Origin of the sequence: Streptomyces sp. DH12, assembly GCF_020873895.1 — a bacterium.
GTDB lineage: Bacteria > Actinomycetota > Actinomycetes > Streptomycetales > Streptomycetaceae > Streptomyces.
The window spans coordinates 1-17,299 of sequence record NZ_JAHWGT010000025.1 but is presented as its reverse complement, the minus strand read 5'-3'; the positions used below and the strand labels follow the sequence as shown (position 1 = coordinate 17,299).

Annotated in this window: 15 protein-coding genes; 6 read left to right on the top strand and 9 right to left on the bottom strand. The window is 73.2% G+C overall.

Annotated elements, in window-relative coordinates; genetic code table 11:
- The first annotated feature begins 42 nt into the window (after positions 1 to 42).
- Entirely contained in the window at positions 43 to 3,873 is a 3,831-nt protein-coding gene (locus tag LPA54_RS22370; RefSeq protein WP_228980575.1) for a multifunctional oxoglutarate decarboxylase/oxoglutarate dehydrogenase thiamine pyrophosphate-binding subunit/dihydrolipoyllysine-residue succinyltransferase subunit, read from the top strand.
- Between the two features lie 196 nt (positions 3,874 to 4,069).
- A complete protein-coding gene (locus LPA54_RS22365) occupies positions 4,070 to 4,249 on the top strand; it encodes a DUF6104 family protein (RefSeq protein WP_058943427.1) in 180 nt (59 codons plus the stop codon).
- Here the strand turns inward: LPA54_RS22365 and LPA54_RS22360 are convergent, their stop codons facing one another.
- The gene (locus tag LPA54_RS22360; protein ID WP_228980573.1) at positions 4,250 to 5,098 is read right to left on the bottom strand and encodes a hypothetical protein; all 849 of its coding nucleotides are present in this window, start codon (positions 5,096 to 5,098) and stop codon (positions 4,250 to 4,252) included.
- A 147-nt stretch (positions 5,099 to 5,245) separates the two neighbouring features.
- On the opposite strand from LPA54_RS22360, the gene LPA54_RS22355 reads away from it, so the two are divergent.
- Entirely contained in the window at positions 5,246 to 6,160 is a 915-nt protein-coding gene (locus LPA54_RS22355) for a PadR family transcriptional regulator (RefSeq protein ID WP_228980571.1), read from the top strand.
- A 130-nt stretch (positions 6,161 to 6,290) separates the two neighbouring features.
- Here LPA54_RS22355 and LPA54_RS22350 read toward each other — a convergent pair whose 3' ends face one another.
- The 8 genes from LPA54_RS22350 to LPA54_RS22315 form a co-directional block, all read right to left on the bottom strand.
- A complete protein-coding gene (locus LPA54_RS22350) occupies positions 6,291 to 6,656 on the bottom strand; it encodes a hypothetical protein (RefSeq protein WP_228980570.1) in 366 nt (121 codons plus the stop codon).
- Between the two features lie 54 nt (positions 6,657 to 6,710).
- Positions 6,711 to 7,277 (bottom strand): Clp protease N-terminal domain-containing protein, encoded by a 567-nt coding sequence (locus LPA54_RS22345; RefSeq protein WP_228980569.1) that lies wholly within the window; start codon positions 7,275 to 7,277, stop codon positions 6,711 to 6,713.
- The gene (locus LPA54_RS22340; RefSeq protein WP_228980568.1) at positions 7,277 to 7,486 is read right to left on the bottom strand and encodes a helix-turn-helix domain-containing protein; all 210 of its coding nucleotides are present in this window, start codon (positions 7,484 to 7,486) and stop codon (positions 7,277 to 7,279) included. Before LPA54_RS22340 ends, LPA54_RS22345 begins: the two co-directional genes overlap by 1 nt.
- An 84-nt stretch (positions 7,487 to 7,570) precedes the next feature.
- Complete coding sequence (locus LPA54_RS22335; protein ID WP_228980566.1) at positions 7,571 to 8,977, bottom strand: glycoside hydrolase family 5 protein; 1,407 nt, start codon at positions 8,975 to 8,977, stop codon at positions 7,571 to 7,573.
- Between the two features lie 83 nt (positions 8,978 to 9,060).
- The gene (locus LPA54_RS22330; RefSeq protein WP_228980564.1) at positions 9,061 to 10,029 is read right to left on the bottom strand and encodes a zinc-binding dehydrogenase; all 969 of its coding nucleotides are present in this window, start codon (positions 10,027 to 10,029) and stop codon (positions 9,061 to 9,063) included.
- Positions 10,030 to 10,228: 199 nt separating this feature from the next.
- Complete coding sequence (locus LPA54_RS22325) at positions 10,229 to 11,785, bottom strand: alkaline phosphatase (RefSeq protein ID WP_228980561.1); 1,557 nt, start codon at positions 11,783 to 11,785, stop codon at positions 10,229 to 10,231.
- On the bottom strand, positions 11,782 to 12,360 hold the full coding sequence (locus LPA54_RS22320; protein WP_228980679.1) for a phosphoesterase: 579 nt from the start codon (positions 12,358 to 12,360) through the stop codon (positions 11,782 to 11,784). Before LPA54_RS22320 ends, LPA54_RS22325 begins: the two co-directional genes overlap by 4 nt.
- A gap of 227 nt (positions 12,361 to 12,587) precedes the next feature.
- Entirely contained in the window at positions 12,588 to 13,811 is a 1,224-nt protein-coding gene (locus tag LPA54_RS22315) for an NADP-dependent malic enzyme (RefSeq protein ID WP_228980559.1), read from the bottom strand.
- Between the two features lie 716 nt (positions 13,812 to 14,527).
- On the opposite strand from LPA54_RS22315, the gene LPA54_RS22310 reads away from it, so the two are divergent.
- Genes LPA54_RS22310 through LPA54_RS22300 form a run of 3 tightly spaced genes read left to right on the top strand, consistent with a single transcriptional unit; the run spans position 14,528 to position 17,256 of the window.
- Positions 14,528 to 15,517: an ABC transporter substrate-binding protein gene (locus LPA54_RS22310; RefSeq protein WP_228980556.1), complete on the top strand. Its 990-nt coding sequence runs from the start codon at positions 14,528 to 14,530 to the stop codon at positions 15,515 to 15,517.
- A 54-nt stretch (positions 15,518 to 15,571) separates the two neighbouring features.
- Complete coding sequence (locus LPA54_RS22305; protein WP_228980555.1) at positions 15,572 to 16,498, top strand: amino acid ABC transporter permease; 927 nt, start codon at positions 15,572 to 15,574, stop codon at positions 16,496 to 16,498.
- Positions 16,495 to 17,256, top strand: a complete 762-nt coding sequence (locus tag LPA54_RS22300) for an amino acid ABC transporter ATP-binding protein (protein WP_306806522.1) — start codon at positions 16,495 to 16,497, stop codon at positions 17,254 to 17,256. The genes LPA54_RS22305 and LPA54_RS22300 overlap by 4 nt, the downstream gene beginning before the upstream one ends.
- Positions 17,257 to 17,299: the final 43 nt, after the last annotated feature.

The following is a 17,299-nucleotide window of genomic DNA, read 5'->3' as shown; positions in this document are numbered from 1 at the left end:
GCTGTCCATCACCTTGTGAAGCGGAAGAGGGCGGTTGCCGCCGTGTCGTCTCAGTCCCCCAGTAACTCGAGCATCTCGACCGACCAAGACGGCCAGGGCCAAAACCCTGCGGCCGCCTTCGGCGCCAACGAGTGGCTCGTCGACGAGATCTACCAGCAGTACCTCCAGGACCCAAATTCGGTCGACCGCGCCTGGTGGGACTTCTTCGCCGACTACAAGCCGGGCGCGTCCGGCTCGGCGGACGAGCCCGCCGGCGACACCCCCGCGGCCTCGGGGGCCGCGGGCACGGTGACGCCGGCCCCGGCGGCGGAGGCGCCCACCGCACAGGCCCCCGCCGCCCCCGCGCAGCCCGCACCCGCCGCGCAGCCGGCGCCGTCCGCGCCCGCGCAGGCCCCGGCTCCGGCTCCGGCCCAGCCGAAGCCCGCCGCCGCGGCCCCCGCCGCCAAGCCGGCGCCCGCCAAGCCGGCGCCCGCGAAGGCCGCCCCGCCCGCGGAGTCCGCGGCGGGTCCGGAGTTCGTGACGCTGCGCGGCCCCGCCGGCGCCGTGGCGAAGAACATGGACGCCTCGCTGGAGATGCCGACCGCCACCTCGGTGCGCGCGGTCCCGGTGAAGCTGCTGTTCGACAACCGCATCGTCATCAACAACCACCTGAAGCGGGCCCGCGGCGGGAAGATCTCCTTCACGCACATCATCGGCTACGCCATGGTGCAGGCGATCAAGGCCATGCCCTCCATGAACTGGTCGTACCAGATCAAGGACGGCAAGCCCACGCTGGTGAAGCCGGAGCACGTCAATCTCGGCCTCGCCATCGACCTGGTCAAGCCCAACGGCGACCGCCAGCTCGTCGTCGCGGCCATCAAGAAGGCCGAGACGCTCGGCTTCTTCGAGTTCTGGCAGGCGTACGAGGACATCGTCCGGCGCGCCCGCGCCAACAAGCTGACGATGGACGACTTCACCGGCGTCACCGTCTCGCTGACCAACCCGGGCGGCCTCGGCACGGTCCACTCCGTGCCGCGCCTGATGCCCGGCCAGTCGGTGATCATGGGTGTCGGCTCGATGGACTACCCGGCCGAGTTCCAGGGCACCTCGCAGGACACCCTGAACAAGCTGGGCATCTCGAAGGTGATGACCCTCACCTCGACGTACGACCACCGGGTCATCCAGGGCGCCGCCTCCGGCGAGTTCCTGCGGATCGTGGCGAGCCTCCTCCTCGGCGAGAACGACTTCTACGACGATGTCTTCAAGTCGCTGCGCATCCCCTACGAGCCGGTCCGCTGGCTCAAGGACATCGACGCCTCGCACGACGACGACGTCACGAAGGCCGCGCGCGTCTTCGAGCTGATCCACTCCTACCGGGTCCGCGGCCACGTGATGGCCGACACCGACCCGCTGGAGTACCGCCAGCGCAAGCACCCCGACCTGGACATCACCGAGCACGGCCTCACCCTGTGGGACCTGGAGCGGGAGTTCGCGGTCGGCGGCTTCGGCGGCCGGTCGATGATGAAGCTGCGGGACATCCTCGGCGTCCTGCGCGACTCGTACTGCCGCACCACCGGCATCGAGTTCATGCACATCCAGGACCCGAAGCAGCGCAAGTGGATCCAGGACCGCGTCGAGCGCCCGCACTCCAAGCCGGAGCGCGAGGAGCAGCTGCGCATCCTGCGCCGGCTGAACGCCGCCGAGGCGTTCGAGACGTTCCTGCAGACCAAGTACGTCGGCCAGAAGCGCTTCAGCCTGGAGGGCGGCGAGTCCGTCATCCCGCTGCTCGACGCGGTGATCGACTCGGCGGCCGAGTCCCGCCTGGACGAGGTCGTCATCGGCATGGCCCACCGCGGCCGGCTGAACGTCCTCGCGAACATCGTCGGCAAGTCGTACGCGCAGATCTTCCGCGAGTTCGAGGGCAACCTCGACCCGAAGTCGATGCACGGCTCCGGCGACGTGAAGTACCACCTGGGCGCCGAGGGGACCTTCACCGGCCTCGACGGCGAGCAGATCAAGGTCAGCCTGGTCGCCAACCCCTCCCACCTGGAGGCCGTCGACCCGGTCCTGGAGGGCGTCGTCCGCGCCAAGCAGGACATCATCGGCAAGGCCGGCACGGACTTCACCGTCCTGCCCATCGCCCTCCACGGCGACGCGGCCTTCGCGGGCCAGGGCGTCGTCGCCGAGACGCTGAACATGTCGCAGCTGCGCGGCTACCGCACCGGCGGCACGGTGCACGTCGTCATCAACAACCAGGTCGGCTTCACCGCCGCGCCGGAGTCGTCGCGCTCCTCGATGTACGCCACCGACGTGGCCCGCATGATCGAGGCGCCGATCTTCCACGTGAACGGCGACGACCCGGAGGCGTGCGTCCGCGTGGCGCGGCTCGCCTTCGAGTTCCGCCAGACGTTCAACAAGGACGTCGTGATCGACCTCATCTGCTACCGCCGCCGCGGGCACAACGAGGGCGACAACCCGCAGTTCACCAACCCGGCGATGGTCTCGCTGATCGACAAGAAGCGCTCGGTGCGCAAGCTGTACACCGAGTCCCTGATCGGTCGCGGCGACATCACCCTGGAGGAGGCGGAGCAGGCGCTCCAGGACTTCCAGGGCCAGCTGGAGAAGGTCTTCACCGAGGTGCGCGAGGCCACCGGGCAGCCCGGTGGCGGCATGGCCGTCGACCCGCAGGCCGGCTTCCCCGCGGAGGGCCTGAACACGGCCGTCACGCAGGAGGTCGTCAAGCGGATCGCCGAGTCCCAGGTCAACATCCCCGACCACGTCACCGTCCACCCGCGGCTGCTGCCGCAGCTCCAGCGCCGCGCGCAGTCGATCTACGACGGCACGATCGACTGGGGCATGGGCGAGACGCTGGCCATCGGCTCGCTGCTGATGGAGGGCACCCCGGTCCGCCTCGCCGGCCAGGACTCCCGCCGCGGCACGTTCGGCCAGCGCCACGCGGTCCTGGTCGACCAGGAGACCAACGAGGACTACACGCCGCTGCTCTACCTCGCGGACGAGCAGGCCCGGTACAACGTCTACGACTCGCTGCTCAGCGAGTACGCGGCGATGGGCTTCGAGTACGGCTACTCCCTGGCCCGCCCGGACGCGCTGGTCATGTGGGAGGCGCAGTTCGGCGACTTCGTCAACGGCGCGCAGACGGTCGTCGACGAGTTCATCTCCTCCGCCGAGCAGAAGTGGGGCCAGACCTCCGGCGTCACGCTGCTCCTGCCGCACGGCTACGAGGGCCAGGGCCCGGACCACTCGTCCGCCCGCCCGGAGCGCTTCCTCCAGATGTGCGCGCAGAACAACATGACGGTCGCCATGCCGACGCTGCCGTCGAACTACTTCCACCTCCTGCGGTGGCAGGTGCACAACCCGCACCACAAGCCGCTGGTGGTCTTCACCCCGAAGTCGATGCTGCGCCTGAAGGCCGCCGCGTCGAAGATGGAGGAGTTCACGCAGGGCTCGTTCCGCCCGGTCATCGGTGACGCGTCGGCCGACCCGGCCGCCGTCCGCCGGGTCGTCTTCTGCGCCGGCAAGGTCTACTACGACCTGGAGGCCGAGCGGCAGAAGCGCGGCGCCACGGACACGGCGATCATCCGGCTGGAGCGGCTGTACCCGCTGCCGGGCGCCGAACTCCAGGCGGAGATCGCCAAGTACTCCAACGCCGAGAAGTACATCTGGGCGCAGGAGGAGCCGGCGAACCAGGGCGCGTGGCCGTTCATCGCGCTGAACCTCATCGACCACCTGGACCTGGCGGTCGGCGCGGACATCCCGCAGGGCGAGCGCCTGCGCCGCATCTCGCGGCCGCACAGCTCCTCCCCGGCGGTCGGCTCGGCCAAGCGCCACCAGGCGGAGCAGGCGCAGCTGGTGTCCGAGGTCTTCGAGGTCTGACCGGCGGCACCGCACGCACGGCCGGAGGGCCCGGCACCCGTTGGTCACGGGTGCCGGGCCCTCCGGCGTACGGCGTGCGGGCCTGCCGGCGTACCGGCGTACTCGGAGGGACCCTTCGACACGCGCCGCCGGTGGTCCGTCCTAGGCTGGGAGGCAGTGTCGGCCGACCGGCCGCGGGCAAATCAGGAGCACCGTCTTGTACTTCACCGATCGTGGCATCGAGGAGCTGGAGAGCCGGCGTGGCGAGGAGGAGGTCAGCTTCGCCTGGCTCGCCGAGCAGCTGCGGACCTTCGTCGACCTGAACCCCGACTTCGAGGTGCCGGTCGAGCGGCTGGCGACCTGGCTGGCGCGGCTGGACGACGAGGACGACGAGTAGTCAGCCGCCGGGCGGACGCCGCGGCGGTGCCGCCGGCGGGCCGGTCGCGCGCATCCGGTCGTACGCGAGCCCCAACGCGCCCTGGAGGGCGAGCAGCGCCCCCGCGCAGGCCCAGCCGACGCCGGGCGGGCGGCGGGTGAGGGCCCAGGCGGTGAGGGGCAGCCCCGCGGCCAGCTGGGCCGCGGCCAGGGCGCGGGCGCGCGGGCCGCGCAGCCAGGGGCCGAGCCTGCCGTGCTCGGCGGCGTCCAGTTCGGCCCGTACGGCGTCGCGCAGGCCGCGGCCCTCGGCCGTGCGGGCGTCGGGGCGGGCGCGGGCGGCGGCACGCAGGCGGGCCGAGGGCTCGCCGGGCTGGACGCCCGGCGGGAGCCGCACCCCGAGGCGGCCGAGGACGGCGAGGAGGCCCACCAGGCGGGCCCGGGCGTCGGCGTCCGGGTCGTCGCGGGTGAGGGCCTGGAGGTCCTGGACGTCGAGGACCGGGTCGAGGCCGAGGCGTTCGGCGAAGGTGAGCACGGCCTCGTCCTCGCCCGCGGGGGTGCCGTCGGCGAGCCAGGTGTAGTCGACGGGCCTGCGGAAGCCGGCGGCGAGGGTGCAGCCCGCGCGGTCGCCGTCCCACCACAGGGCGACCACCGGCCAGGGGGCGCCCACCGCGAGGGCGGTGGCCCAGCCGGTGGCGACGCGTTCGACGGGTGCCGCCCCGTGGCGCCAGGGGCGCCCCTCGGGGACGACGGCGCTCCAGCCGGGGCCCGCGGGGGTGAGCACCACGTCTTCGCCCAGCAGGTGCGCCGGGGCGGCGACCGCGCCGATGTCGGCCCGGCACAGCAGCAGCGCGCCCGTCGTTGTCGCGTCCATGCGCCCCACGCTAGGACAATTCGCGCATTCCGGCGGCCTTGACGTGCCCGTCCCGCGACATATCGTGGTGCGGGTCGACGCGATATGCCGCGTTCCGGCGGCGTCGGGACCGGTCGGCGACGCCCCCTTCCGGAAAGGTCCCGCGCCATGCCCTCCGTCTTCGCCCACGGCCGTCTGCGGCTGTACCTGCTGAGGCTCCTCGACGAGGCCCCGCGCCACGGTTACGAGGTGATCCGGCTGCTGGAGGAGCGCTTCCAGGGCCTGTACGCGCCGTCGGCGGGCACCGTCTACCCGCGCCTGGCGAAGCTGGAGGCGGAGGGGCTGGTCCGGCACGCCTCGGAAGGCGGCCGCAAGGTCTACTCGATCACCGGGGCGGGGCGCGCCGAACTGGCGGCGCGCGGTGGCGAGCTGGCCGACCTGGAGCGGGAGATCCGCGCGTCGGTCGCCGAACTGGCCGCCGGGCTCAGGGCGGGGCCGCGCACCGACGTGCGGGGCGCGGCGGGCGGGCCGCGGGCGGCGGCGGACGGGGAGGCGTGGCGCGGCGCCGAGGAGGAGCTGCGGCGGGCCCGGCAGGAGTGGCGGGAGCAGACGCGGCGGGCCCGCGACGAGTCGCGCCGCGCGCGTGAGGAGGCGCGGGCCGCGCGGCGCCAGGCGGCCGAGGCCCGGGAACGAGCCCGCGAGGAGGTGCTGCGGGTCGCCCAGCGGGTGCAGGAGCGCGTCTCGCGGGGCGACTGGCCCGCGGGGGTCCGCGAGGGCCTCACGGAGCTCACCAAGGGCCTGGGCGGCCTTTTCCCACCCGCCCAGGACCCGGGGCCGCAGCGACACGGGGAGCCGGAGGGGCGGGAGCGGCACGGGGAGCCGGAGCGGTGGCGGGCCGCGGACACCGGTACGGCCGGCGACCCCGCCCGGGACCTGGAGCGGCTGCTGGACCGCTTCCGCGACGACGTCCGGGACGCGGCCCGCGACCACGGCATGACGCCCGCGCAGCTGACCGAGGCCCGCCACCACCTCGCGGCGGCGGCCCACCACCTCACGGCCCTGCTGCGCGGCCCGGGCCACTAGGCCCTGTCCGGGAAGTCCCGCCTGGGCCGGACTTTCCGGACAGGACCTAGGGGGCGCGGCCCCGACCCAGGGGGTGTCTCGTCGATCAGGCCGGATCAGCGGGACACGCCGCGGGCGGGCGCGCCCCGGCCTACGCGAGGCAGCCCGGGAGGAGGAAGGAGAAGGCGGCGGCGGGGGCGGACAGCGCCGTGGTCGCCCCGGCGCCGGGCGAGCGGCCCAGGAACCTCGTCAGCGCGATGAACACCACCAGCGAGGCGATGGCGTGGAGCGCGGCCCACGCCGGGTGGAGCCCCGGACCGACCAGGCCGCCGAGGACCGCTCCGGCCAGGGCGGCGCCGGTGAAGGCGCCCGCCCGGGGCCAGCGGACCCCGGCCGGCGCGGGGACGCCTCCCCGCCGCCCGCCCCCGCGGGAGGCCCGGTCGCGGACCTCGGAGGCGAGGAAGAGGGCCGCCGCCAGGAACCAGGGCAGCGCGGGGAGGATCGTGGACGTCGGCATGCGGGTGTTTCCTCGGACTCTCGGTCGGTGGCGGCCGCGGTCGTGCGGTCCCGGTCAGCTCGGCCGGGCGGCGCCGCTCCCGGTGGGCAGCGCCTCTGCCAGGGCGGCGTACGTCGCCCCGTGGTCCGCGAGGACGTCGGCGACGACGCCCGGGCGGGCGGCCAGGGCGAGGAGGAGGTGCTCGTCGCCGATGTGGCGGTCCCCGCGGCCGAGGGCGACGCGCAGGGACCGTTCCAGGACGTCCTTCGCCGGGCGGGTGAAGGGCCGGCGACGGGAGCGCGGGCGTACGGCCTTCCGGCCGCCCGCCAGGGCGCCCGCCCCGTGGGTCGCCTCGACCTTGGCGACGATCTCCGTGACGTCGATGCCGAGGTCGGCCAGGGCGTCCGTGTCCGCCCTGGTGAGGCCGCCTCGCCGCCGGGCCTCCGCCAGGGCCGCCTCCACCGAGGCGCGCCGGCCGTCGACGCCGAGGGCGGTGAGGGCGGCTGCGGACGGGCCGGCGTCCAGGTCGAGCAGGGCGAGCAGCAGGTGCTCCTCGGTGACGCCGTCGGCGTCCGCCCGCTCCGCGTGGGCGACGGCGCCCTTGACGGTGCTCCGGGCGTTCTTCGTGAACCGTTCGAACATCAACGCCTCCCGTGCTTCTTGTGGACGGCCTGGCGGCTGACGCCCAGTTCGGCCGCGATCTCCTGCCACGACCAGCCCTGGGCGCGGGCGCCGCGGACCTGGACGGCCTCCAGTTGCTCCAGCAGCCGCCGCAGCGCGGCCACCGCCCGCAGCCCCACCCGGGGGTCGCGGTCGCCGGCGCGTGCGGCGAGATCGGTTGCTTCGCTCATGGCGTCAACATACGTTGACACCCCCTCCGACGTCAACCACAGTTGACGACGGAGGGGGGTGGGGGCGCGCCGGTCGGCGGGGGCTCAGCTGCCCGACGGCGTGACGGCGACCGTCACCCGCGCACCCGGGACGGCGTGCACCCGCACCCGCACCGACGGGCCCGGCGGCACGCTCTGCGCGCGGGGCCACGCCCGGCCCTCCACGGTGACGCGCCACCCGTGCGCCGACGGGGGGAGCGAGAGGACCGTCGCGCCGCCGCGCCCGGCGACGTAGGCGAGCCGCTCCGGGCTCCGGGAAAGCACCCGGCCCGCCACCGCCTCCGCGTAGGGCGCGGCCGTCCGCTCCTTGTTCGTCCGGAAGGCGCCCGTCTCGTCGACGGCGCAGTACCCCCCGCCGTAGCACCACACGTACCCGGCCCAGCCCGAGCTGTAGCGGTCCAGGGAGGCGAGGGCGTCGCGGTAGAAGCGGCCCATGTTGGGCAGGGCGTTGTTCAGCGGGCCCCACTCCCCCACCACGACCGGCACCCGGTACGTCCTCGGGTACCGCGTCACGGCCGCCTCGTACGCCTCGATCCACCCCGCCGACGGGTCGTAGTCGGCGCCCGCCTCCATCGCCGTGTCGTAGAAGTGCGGGGCGTAGACGACCTTCGGGTCGTCGACGCGGCCCAGCCCCGTCGGGACGCCCTCGCCGACGATCGGGGTGGGCTCGACGAAGAGCCAGCTGTCGCGGTCGACGGAGCGGACGGCGTCCGCGAGGCGGTCGTACAGCGGCGTCAGGTGGTCGCGCTCGATCCGGCGGGCGGCCGTCGGCAGGTCCTCGCCCTCGCGCAGCTCGCCCATCGGCTCGTTGATCAGGTCGTAGCCGAGCAGCGCCGGGTGGCCCGCGAGGCGGCCGGCGAGGACCCGCCACATCGCCGCCTGGGCGCGCCGCAGGTCCCGGTCCTCGTACAGATGGGTGAAGGCGCGCTGCACGGCGGGTTCGAAATACTCGGCGAACCAGTCGTCCGGGTGCGGGGTGAAGGGCAGGCCGTCGGTGCGGGTGGCCCACTCCGGGATGCCGCGGTGGCCGAAGGCGGGGCCGAAGACGTCCTGGTGGGCGTCGACGACGACCCGGATGTCGTACCGGTGCGCCCAGTCGAGGATCCGCTCGATCTTCCCCAGGTACGCCTCGCTGTACCGGCCGCGCCGCGGCTCCAGGTCGTCCCAGAAGACCAGCAGGCGCGCGAAGTTGAAGCCGCGGGCCCGCAGGTCGCGGAAGTGGCGCTCGGTGACGGCCGACAGGGCCGCGTCACCGCGGTGGGTCTTGTCCTCGACGTTCCAGCCGCGCAGGGTCAGGGTCCGGCCGCGCTCGTCGGTGAGGGGCGGGATGCCCGCCGCCGGCGCGGTGGCCGCGGCGGTCGGGCCCGGGGGCGCCCCGGCGGCCCCCTGCGGGGCCGGGGCTGCCGCGGCCAGCAGGGCGGCGAGGAGGAGGGCGCTGACGGTGGTTCGCATGAGGACCTCCGGCATGGCGTCGTGGTCGTGCGCGCGATGCCGGAGATCCCATCAGCCGGACTGGCGGTCCATCAAGAGGCTCGTCAGGAAACGGGCGTCAGGACCACCTTCCCGAAGAGGTCGCCGGACTCCATCTTCGCGAAGCCCTCCCGCGCCCGGTCGAGGGGGAGGACCTCGTCGATGACCGGCCGGACCCCGGTGGCCGCGCAGAAGGACAGCAGGTCCTCCAACTCGTCCTTCGAACCCATCGTCGAGCCGACGACCTTCAGCTCCAGGAAGAAGATCCGGGTCAGTTCGGCGTGCGAGGGCCGGTCGCCGCTGGTCGCGCCGGAGATGACGAGCGTCCCGCCCGGCTTCAGCGACTTGACCGAGTGCGACCAGGTGGCCGCGCCCACCGTCTCGATCACCGCGTCCACGCGCTGCGGCAGCCGGGCGCCCGGCTCGAACGCGTCGACGGCGCCGAGGTCGACGGCCCGCTTCCGCTTGGCCTCGTCGCGGCTGGTGGCGAAGACCCGCAGGCCGGCGGCCTTGCCGAGGACGATCGCGGCGGTGGCCACGCCGCCGCCCGCGCCCTGCACGAGGACGGAGTCGCCCGGGCGGACGCCGGCGTTGGTGAAGAGCATGCGGTAGGCGGTGAGCCAGGCGGTGGGGAGGCAGGCCGCCTCCTCGAAGCTGAGCTCCTTGGGCTTCGGCAGCACGTTCCAGACGGGCACGGCGACCCGTTCGGCGAACGTGCCCTGGTAGCGCTCGGTGAGGATCGAGCGGGGCTCGCGCGGTCCGACACCGTGCCCGGTCTGGCCGATGACGGAGTGGATGACGACCTCGTTGCCGTCCTCGTCGACGCCGGCGGCGTCGCACCCGAGGATCATCGGCAGCTTGTCCTCGGGGAGGCCGACCCCGCGCAGGGACCAGAGGTCGTGGTGGTTGAGGGAGGCGGCCCGGACGGTGACGGTGGTCCAGCCCGGCCGTACCTCGGGCTCGGGGCGGTCGCCCAGCTCCAGGCCGTTGAGGGGCTGATCGCGGTCGATACGTGCGGCATAGGCAGCGAACATGGCCCCGAGACTAGGCGCGGGCCGGTACGCGGCGGAACCACGCGCCGGTGTGACGCACGTCCCTCCGCCCGCCGCCCCGCGCCCCCGCGTACCGTCCGGCGCCCCGCGCGCGTACCGCCCCGGCCGTCGCGGTCCGGGTCCGTCGGTCCGGGACCGTCAGTCCCGGTCCGGTCAGTCCCGGTCCGTCAGTCCCGGTCCGTCAGTCGCGCCGCCACTGGGCGGGGGAGCCCTTCGTGGCGGGGTCCTCGTAGGAGCCCGGCCTGCCCCGGTCGACGTGGAACCTGGTCAGCGTGGTGACCGGCGAGGCCGGGTCCCGCCGGTCGGCGATCACCCGCAGGTGGGCGGTGAACCGCTCGGGGGTGGCCTCGTAGACGTCGTAGCCGTAGCGGTTGCCCTCGAAGTACTTCAGGTGCGGGTTGGCGCGGCCCATGACGGGGCCGTTCGCGGCGTTCCAGTCGGCGGAGTACGCCCCCGAGGTGACCGAGTGCGCCGTGAACTCCGTACCCAGCAGCGGCGACGACGGGTCGTCGAAGTCGGCGCGCACGTCGTCGACGAAGGCCGAGTGCCAGTCGCCCGTGATGACGACGAGGTCCTCCAGGCCGCTGCGGTGGACGTGGCCGAGGACTTCCTTCCGCTCCGCGGTGAAGCCGTCCCACTGGTCGGTGAACATGTACGGGCCGCCCGGCCGGGCCCGCAGCTGGCTCAGCATGATCGAGTTGGCCCAGACGTGCCACCCCTCGGGTGCCCGGTCGACCGTGTCCTTGAGCCAGCCCTTCTGCGCGGGCCCCAGGATGGTGCCGTCGGGCAGGTTCTGCGCCGAGCGGTGCGAGCGCAGGTCCAGGACGGTCAGCTCCAGCAGGTCGCCCCAGCGGCGGACGCGGTGGATCTCCGGGTCGGGGAGGGCGGAGGTCGCCGACCGGTCGCGGTGCGGCATGTTCTCGTACCACGCCTGGTACGCGGCCGCCCGGCGCTGGAGGAACGGCGCCCCGCCGCCCGTGCCGCTGTAGTCGTTGACGACCTCGTGGTCGTCCCAGGTCAGGAACCACGGGTGGGCGGCGTGGGCGTCGCGCAGGGACGGGTCGCCCTTGTACAGGGCGTGGCGGCGGCGGTAGTCGGCGAGGCTCAGGACGGCCGGGCCCTCGTGGTCGCGGACGTGGTCGCCGCCGACGGGGCCGTGCTCGTACACGTAGTCGCCGAGGTGGACGACGAAGTCGACGTCCTCGCGGGCGATGCCGCGGTGCGCGGCGTAGTACCCGTCGTGGAACGCCTGGCAGTTGGCCGCGGCGAAGCGGACCCGGGGCACCGGCCCGGCCGGCGCGGTGCGGGTGCGGCCGACGCGGCTGGTGCGGCCGAGGGCGGTGAAGGCGTACCAGTAGGTGCGGCCCGGGGCGAGTCCGCCGACCGGTACGTGCACGCTGTGGCCGAGCGTCGCGGAGGCCGGGGCGGTGCCGCGCGCGACGACCCGGGTCAGCGCCGCGTCCTCGGCGACCACCCACCCGACCTCGACGACCTCGGGCAGCGGCTGCTCGGCGGCGAGCGGTTCGGGCGCGAGCCGCGTCCACAGCAGCACGCCGGTGGCGGTCGGGTCGCCGGAGGCCACGCCGAGGGTGAACGGCGCGGCCTCGTACACGGCGCCCAGCGCCTCCGCCGCCTCCCGGGCCCCCGCGGGCGACAGCCCCGGGCCGAGCGGCCAGACGGTGTGGAGGGCGCCCGCGGCGGCCGCGGCCTTCAGCAGGGTCCGTCGGTCGAGGCTCACAGGGCGCTCCCGGTGGCGGTCAGGGTGAGGGTGATCGCGTCGGCGTAGCCGTCGTTGGAGGTGCCGCCGCCGGTCCGGGTGAGGACCAGGAGGAGGCGGGCGCGGCGCGCTCCGGGCGGGAGGGCGGCGGTGGCGGCGCGCTCCACCAGTCCGGTACGGCCCTGCCGCTCGCGGGAGGTGACGGGGCCGAGGACGCTGAGCGCGACGGGCGTGCCGGCGGCGTCGCGGAACTCGACGGACAGCCGGGCGCCGTCCTCCTGGGCCGCGTACCCGCCGAGCCAGGCGCCGAGGGTGTACCGCACCCGGCCGGCGTCGACGGCGGCGTGCCCGGTGGCGCCGTCGGCGGGCAGGGCGACGTCCTGGAGGAGGATCGTGCGGGGGGCGGTGCCGCCGGAGAAGAAGCGGCTGCCGCGGCGCGGGGGGCCGGGGTCCTTGGCGGTGGGGTAGCCCCCGCCGTGGGCGTACGCGACGAGCGCCGGGGCGCCCTCGACGATCTGCCAGCCCGTGAGGGTGCCGACGGGGTCGGGGCTTCCGCCGGGTCCGCTCTCGGCGTCTCCGTTGACGACCAGGTTCACTCGCGCCTCCCGGGGCGGGTAGGGGGTGGGCGTGCGCATCAGAGCACCCGGCGGTGACGGAAGGAAGACCTCCGCGTGACCGGCCGGTGCCCGCCCGCACCCTGGCGTGCGTCGGGGGCCGGCGGGCCCGGGACGCACGCGAGGGCCGCGCCGCACCCCCGCACGGGATGCGACACGGCCCTCGTCACGCACTGCGCACCGGCTCGGCGCCGGGCGGGCTTCCCGGCTCAGCGCCGGGCTACCCCCTCGGCGCGCGCCGCCGCCGCGACGGCCGCGGTGACCGCCGGGGCCACCCGCTCGTCGAACGGGGAGGGGATGACGTAGTCGGCGGCGAGCTCGTCGCCGACGACACCCGCCAGCGCCTCGGCCGCCGCGATCTTCATGCCCTCCGTGATGCGGGAGGCCCGCACCTGGAGCGCGCCCGCGAAGATGCCGGGGAAGGCCAGCACGTTGTTGATCTGGTTCGGGAAGTCCGACCGGCCGGTGGCCACGACCGCCGCGTACTTGTGCGCGATCTCGGGGTGGACCTCCGGGTTCGGGTTGGCCATGGCGAACACGAACGAGTCCGGCGCCATCGAGGCGACCGCCGGCTCGGGGACCGTACCGCCGGAGACGCCGATGAACACGTCGGCGCCGGCGAGGGCGGACTCCAGCGAGCCGGACAGGCCGGCCTTGTTGGTGAGCTCGGCGAGCTCGCGCTTGACCGGCGTGAGGTCCTCCCGGTCGCGGCTGACGACGCCCTTGCGGTCCGCGACCGCGACGTCGCCGATCCCGGCTTCCAGCAGGAACTTCGCGATGGCGACGCCCGCCGCGCCCGCGCCGGAGATGACCGCGCGCAGGTCGCCCAGGCCGCGGCCGGTCAGCTTGGCGGCGTTGCGCAGGGCGGCCAGGGTGACGATCGCGGTGCCGTGCTGGTCGTCGTGGAAGACCGGGATGTCGAGCCGCTCCTGGAGCCTGCGCTCGATCTCGAAGCACCGGGGCGCCGAGATGTCCTCCAGGTTGACCCCGCCGAAGGACGGGGCGAGCCGGACCACGGTGTCGATGATCTCGTCGGTGTCGGTCGTGGCGAGCGCGATGGGCACCGCGTCCACGCCGCCGAACTGCTTGAACAGGATGGCCTTGCCCTCCATCACGGGGAGGGAGGCCTCCGGGCCGATGTCGCCGAGGCCCAGGACGGCTGTGCCGTCCGTGACGACGGCGACGACCTGCGACTTCCAGGTGTAGTCGTGCACGAGCTCCGGACGCTCGGCGATGGCGCTGCACACCTTGGCGACGCCGGGGGTGTACGCGAGGGACAGGTCGTCCTTGTCGCGCACGGGGACGGTGGCCTGCACCGCCATCTTCCCGCCCCGGTGGAGGGCGAAAGCCGGATCGAAGGGCTCGTCCGAAGCGTTCTGCGTACCGCTGGCGGTATCGCTGTCGCTACGAGGGTTGACGATCTCCGCTGCCATTGGGATGACCCCTTTAGTCTTCATTGTCTGAGGGTGGCCACTCCTGGTGAGGAGGGGTGGGCGGGCACCGCGTACGTCCCCCGCCCGGGCGGTTGGCCCGCCCCTGCGGGGAGTCGGTCGTACGCGCGGGCGCGCCGCACAACGCGCCCTGAGCCCCGGATGAGGGGTGTAAGGATCCTTCTTACCGGACGGAGGGCACCCCCGACGAGTCCGTTTCGCCGCGACACCCCTCACACGGAAAGTGTCCCGGACGGCTGATCGTCGCGGGCGACCGGGTCCGCCCCGGCACCCGGAGGCGGGTCCGCCCGGGGGTCCGATCGCGGCGCGGCAGGGGGTCCGGCACGGGCCCGCGGGGCTCACGCCGGGGGGCCGCATATCCGGCCATTCGCCCAGGGCCTTCGCCACCCCGGTGACATGACTCATAGGCGAATGTCTGGACAAGTCGACTGGGCCCCGGAATGCGGCCGCAATGATGTCCGGATGCCGAGATCCACGGGAGATTTTCCGGCGTGGCGGCAGGGATCCCGCAGAAGGTGCGGCCGTGGTGGGCCGGTGTCATGAGCATCGGGGGTCACCCGTTACCCGATTTTGACATGCTGAGGCCCTTGTTACGGGTGGTCCGAATGGCAAGATGCCGTAATCACACGAGGTCGCGACACCCGAAGGTGCGTGCCCGACCCATTGGCATTCCTTTCACCCGCCGGAGGAAACCGACCATGACCGCAAGCACCACCACCCGCTCGACCGCCGCGAAGACCCGGACGCCGCGGACGTCCCGGACCGCCGCGGTCGCAGCGACCGCGGTCGCCGGCGCCATGCTGCTCAGCGCCTGTGGCGACCAGACGCAGAGCGGGGCCTCCGGCAACGAGACGAAGGGGTCGGCCGCGGTCTCCGCCCCCCTGGCGGACAAGCTGCCGAAGGACATCCGCGACAAGGGCGTCATCAAGGTCGGTTCGGACATCGCCTACGCCCCGGTCGAGTTCAAGGACGCGTCGGGCAAGACGGTCGGCATCGACCCGGACCTCGCCGAGGCCATGGGCAAGCAGCTGGGCGTGACGTTCCAGTTCGAGAACGGCACCTTCGACACCCTCATCACGGGCCTGCGGTCCAAGCGGTACGACATCGCCATGTCGGCCATGACGGACACGAAGGACCGCCAGCAGGGCATCGACTCGGAGACCGGGAAGAAGGTCGGCGAGGGCGTCGACTTCGTCGACTACTTCAACGCGGGCGTCTCCATCTACACCAAGAAGGGCGTCGACAAGGGCATCAAGACCTGGGCCGACCTCTGCGGCAAGAAGATCGTCGTCCAGCGCGGCACCGTCTCGGAGGACCTGGCCAAGGCCGAGTCGAAGAAGTGCGTGGACGGCAAGAAGCCCGCGATCGCGATCGAGGCCTTCGACACCGACCAGCAGGCGCAGACCCGGCTGCGCGCGGGTGGCGCGGACGCCGGCTCCTCGGACTTCCCCGTCGCCGCGTACACCGTGAAGACCTCGGGCGGCGGCAAGGACTTCCAGATCGTCGGCGAGCAGGTCGAGGCCGCCCCGTACGGCATCGCGGTCGCCAAGAAGAACACGCAGCTGCGTGACGCGATCAAGGCCGCCATGGACGCGGTCATCGCCAACGGCGAGTACAAGAAGGTCCTCGAGAAGTGGGGCGTCGCCCAGGGCGCCGTCACCGAGGCCAAGATCAACGGCGGTTCCTGATTCCCGGCCGGCACCGACAGGCCACTGAAAGGCACCACCACTGTGACAACTGACATGAAGAAGAAGGGCCCGGAGGACGACGTCCCGCCCGCCGGCCCCGAAGCGATCAAGGCCGTCCCGGTCCGCCACTACGGCCGGTACGTCACCGCCGTCCTCGCCCTGGCGGCCTTCGCCGCGATCGTGTACGCGTTCGCGCAGGGCCAGATCAACTGGGACGCCATCCCGGACTACTTCTTCGACGACCGCATCATCGAGGGCGTCGGGCAGACCCTGCTGCTGACCGTCCTGTCCATGGCCATCGGCATCGTCGGCGGCATCCTCCTCGCGGTGATGCGCCTGTCGAGGAACCCGGTGACGTCGTCGATCGCCTGGTTCTACATCTGGTTCTTCCGCGGCACCCCGGTCCTGGTCCAGCTCTTCGTCTGGTTCAACCTGGGCCTGGTCTTCGAGTACATCAACCTCGGCCCGGTCTACAAGGACGAGTGGTCCGACTTCATGACGCCGTTCCTCACGGCGCTCCTGGGGCTCGGGCTGAACGAGGCCGCCTACATGGCCGAGATCTGCCGCGCTGGCCTCCTCGCGGTCGACGAGGGCCAGACCGAGGCGTCCCACGCCCTGGGCATGACCCACGGCAAGACGCTGCGCCGCATCGTGATCCCGCAGGCGATGCGCGTCATCGTGCCCCCGACGGGCAACGAGGTCATCAACATGCTGAAGACGACCTCGCTGGTGGCGGCGGTGCAGTACTACGAGCTCCTCCGCAACGCGCAGGACATCGGCCAGTCGTCCGGCGCCCCGGTGGAGATGCTCTTCCTCGCGGCCACCTGGTACCTGATCATGACCTCGATCCTCAGCGTCGGGCAGTACTACCTGGAGAGGTACTACGCGCGCGGCAGCTCCCGCGCGCTGCCGGACACGCCCTGGCAGAAGGTGAAGACGCACCTGATGTCGTTCTCCAGCCGGCAGGGAGGCACCGCATGACCGCCATGGTGAAGGCCGAGGGCGTCCACAAGTCCTACGGCGCCGCGCACATCCTCAAGGGCATCGACCTGGAGGTGGCGCCCGGCGAGGTCTTCTGCCTGATCGGCCCGTCCGGCTCCGGCAAGTCGACCTTCCTGCGGTGCATCAACCACCTGGAGAAGGTCAACGCCGGCCGGCTGTACGTCGACGGCGAGTTGGTCGGCTACCGCCAGAAGGGCGACAAGCTGTACGAGCTGAAGGACAACGAGGTCGCGCTGAAGCGGCGGGACATCGGCATGGTCTTCCAGCGCTTCAACCTCTTCCCCCACATGACGGCCGTCGAGAACGTCATGGAGGCGCCGGTCCAGGTGAAGGGCGAGTCCAAGGCGGTGGCGCGGGAGCGTGCGCTGAAGCTGTTGGACCGGGTCGGCCTGGGCGACCGCGCGGGCCACTACCCCTCGCAGCTCTCCGGCGGCCAGCAGCAGCGCGTGGCCATCGCCCGGGCGCTGGCGATGGAGCCCAAGCTGATGCTCTTCGACGAGCCGACGTCGGCGCTCGACCCGGAGCTCGTGGGTGACGTCCTGGACGTCATGCGGGACCTGGCCGAGTCGGGCATGACGATGGTCGTCGTCACGCACGAGATGGGCTTCGCCCGCGAGGTGGGCGACTCGCTCGTCTTCATGGACGGCGGCGTGGTCGTCGAGTCGGGCAACCCGCGCGACGTGCTCACCGACCCGCAGCACGAGCGGACGAAGGCGTTCCTGTCGAAGGTGCTGTAAAAGGGGCGGATGCCCGGAAACGGGGCCGGTCGCCGGATTGCGC

Excerpts from the sequence above, each read along its gene's own strand:
- LPA54_RS22310 (WP_228980556.1), top strand. The coding sequence starts at position 14,528 with ATGACCGCAAGCACCACCACCCGCTCGACCGCCGCGAAGACCCGGACG.
- LPA54_RS22350 (WP_228980570.1), bottom strand. The coding sequence starts at position 6,656 with ATGCCGACGTCCACGATCCTCCCCGCGCTGCCCTGGTTCCTGGCGGCG.
- LPA54_RS22345 (WP_228980569.1), bottom strand. The coding sequence starts at position 7,277 with ATGTTCGAACGGTTCACGAAGAACGCCCGGAGCACCGTCAAGGGCGCC.
- LPA54_RS22305 (WP_228980555.1), top strand. The coding sequence starts at position 15,572 with ATGAAGAAGAAGGGCCCGGAGGACGACGTCCCGCCCGCCGGCCCCGAA.
- LPA54_RS22330 (WP_228980564.1), bottom strand. The coding sequence starts at position 10,029 with ATGTTCGCTGCCTATGCCGCACGTATCGACCGCGATCAGCCCCTCAAC.
- LPA54_RS22355 (WP_228980571.1), top strand. The coding sequence starts at position 5,246 with ATGCCCTCCGTCTTCGCCCACGGCCGTCTGCGGCTGTACCTGCTGAGG.
- LPA54_RS22315 (WP_228980559.1), bottom strand. The coding sequence starts at position 13,811 with ATGGCAGCGGAGATCGTCAACCCTCGTAGCGACAGCGATACCGCCAGC.
- LPA54_RS22335 (WP_228980566.1), bottom strand. The coding sequence starts at position 8,977 with ATGCGAACCACCGTCAGCGCCCTCCTCCTCGCCGCCCTGCTGGCCGCG.
- LPA54_RS22300 (WP_306806522.1), top strand. The coding sequence starts at position 16,495 with ATGACCGCCATGGTGAAGGCCGAGGGCGTCCACAAGTCCTACGGCGCC.
- LPA54_RS22340 (WP_228980568.1), bottom strand. The coding sequence starts at position 7,486 with ATGAGCGAAGCAACCGATCTCGCCGCACGCGCCGGCGACCGCGACCCC.
- LPA54_RS22360 (WP_228980573.1), bottom strand. The coding sequence starts at position 5,098 with ATGGACGCGACAACGACGGGCGCGCTGCTGCTGTGCCGGGCCGACATC.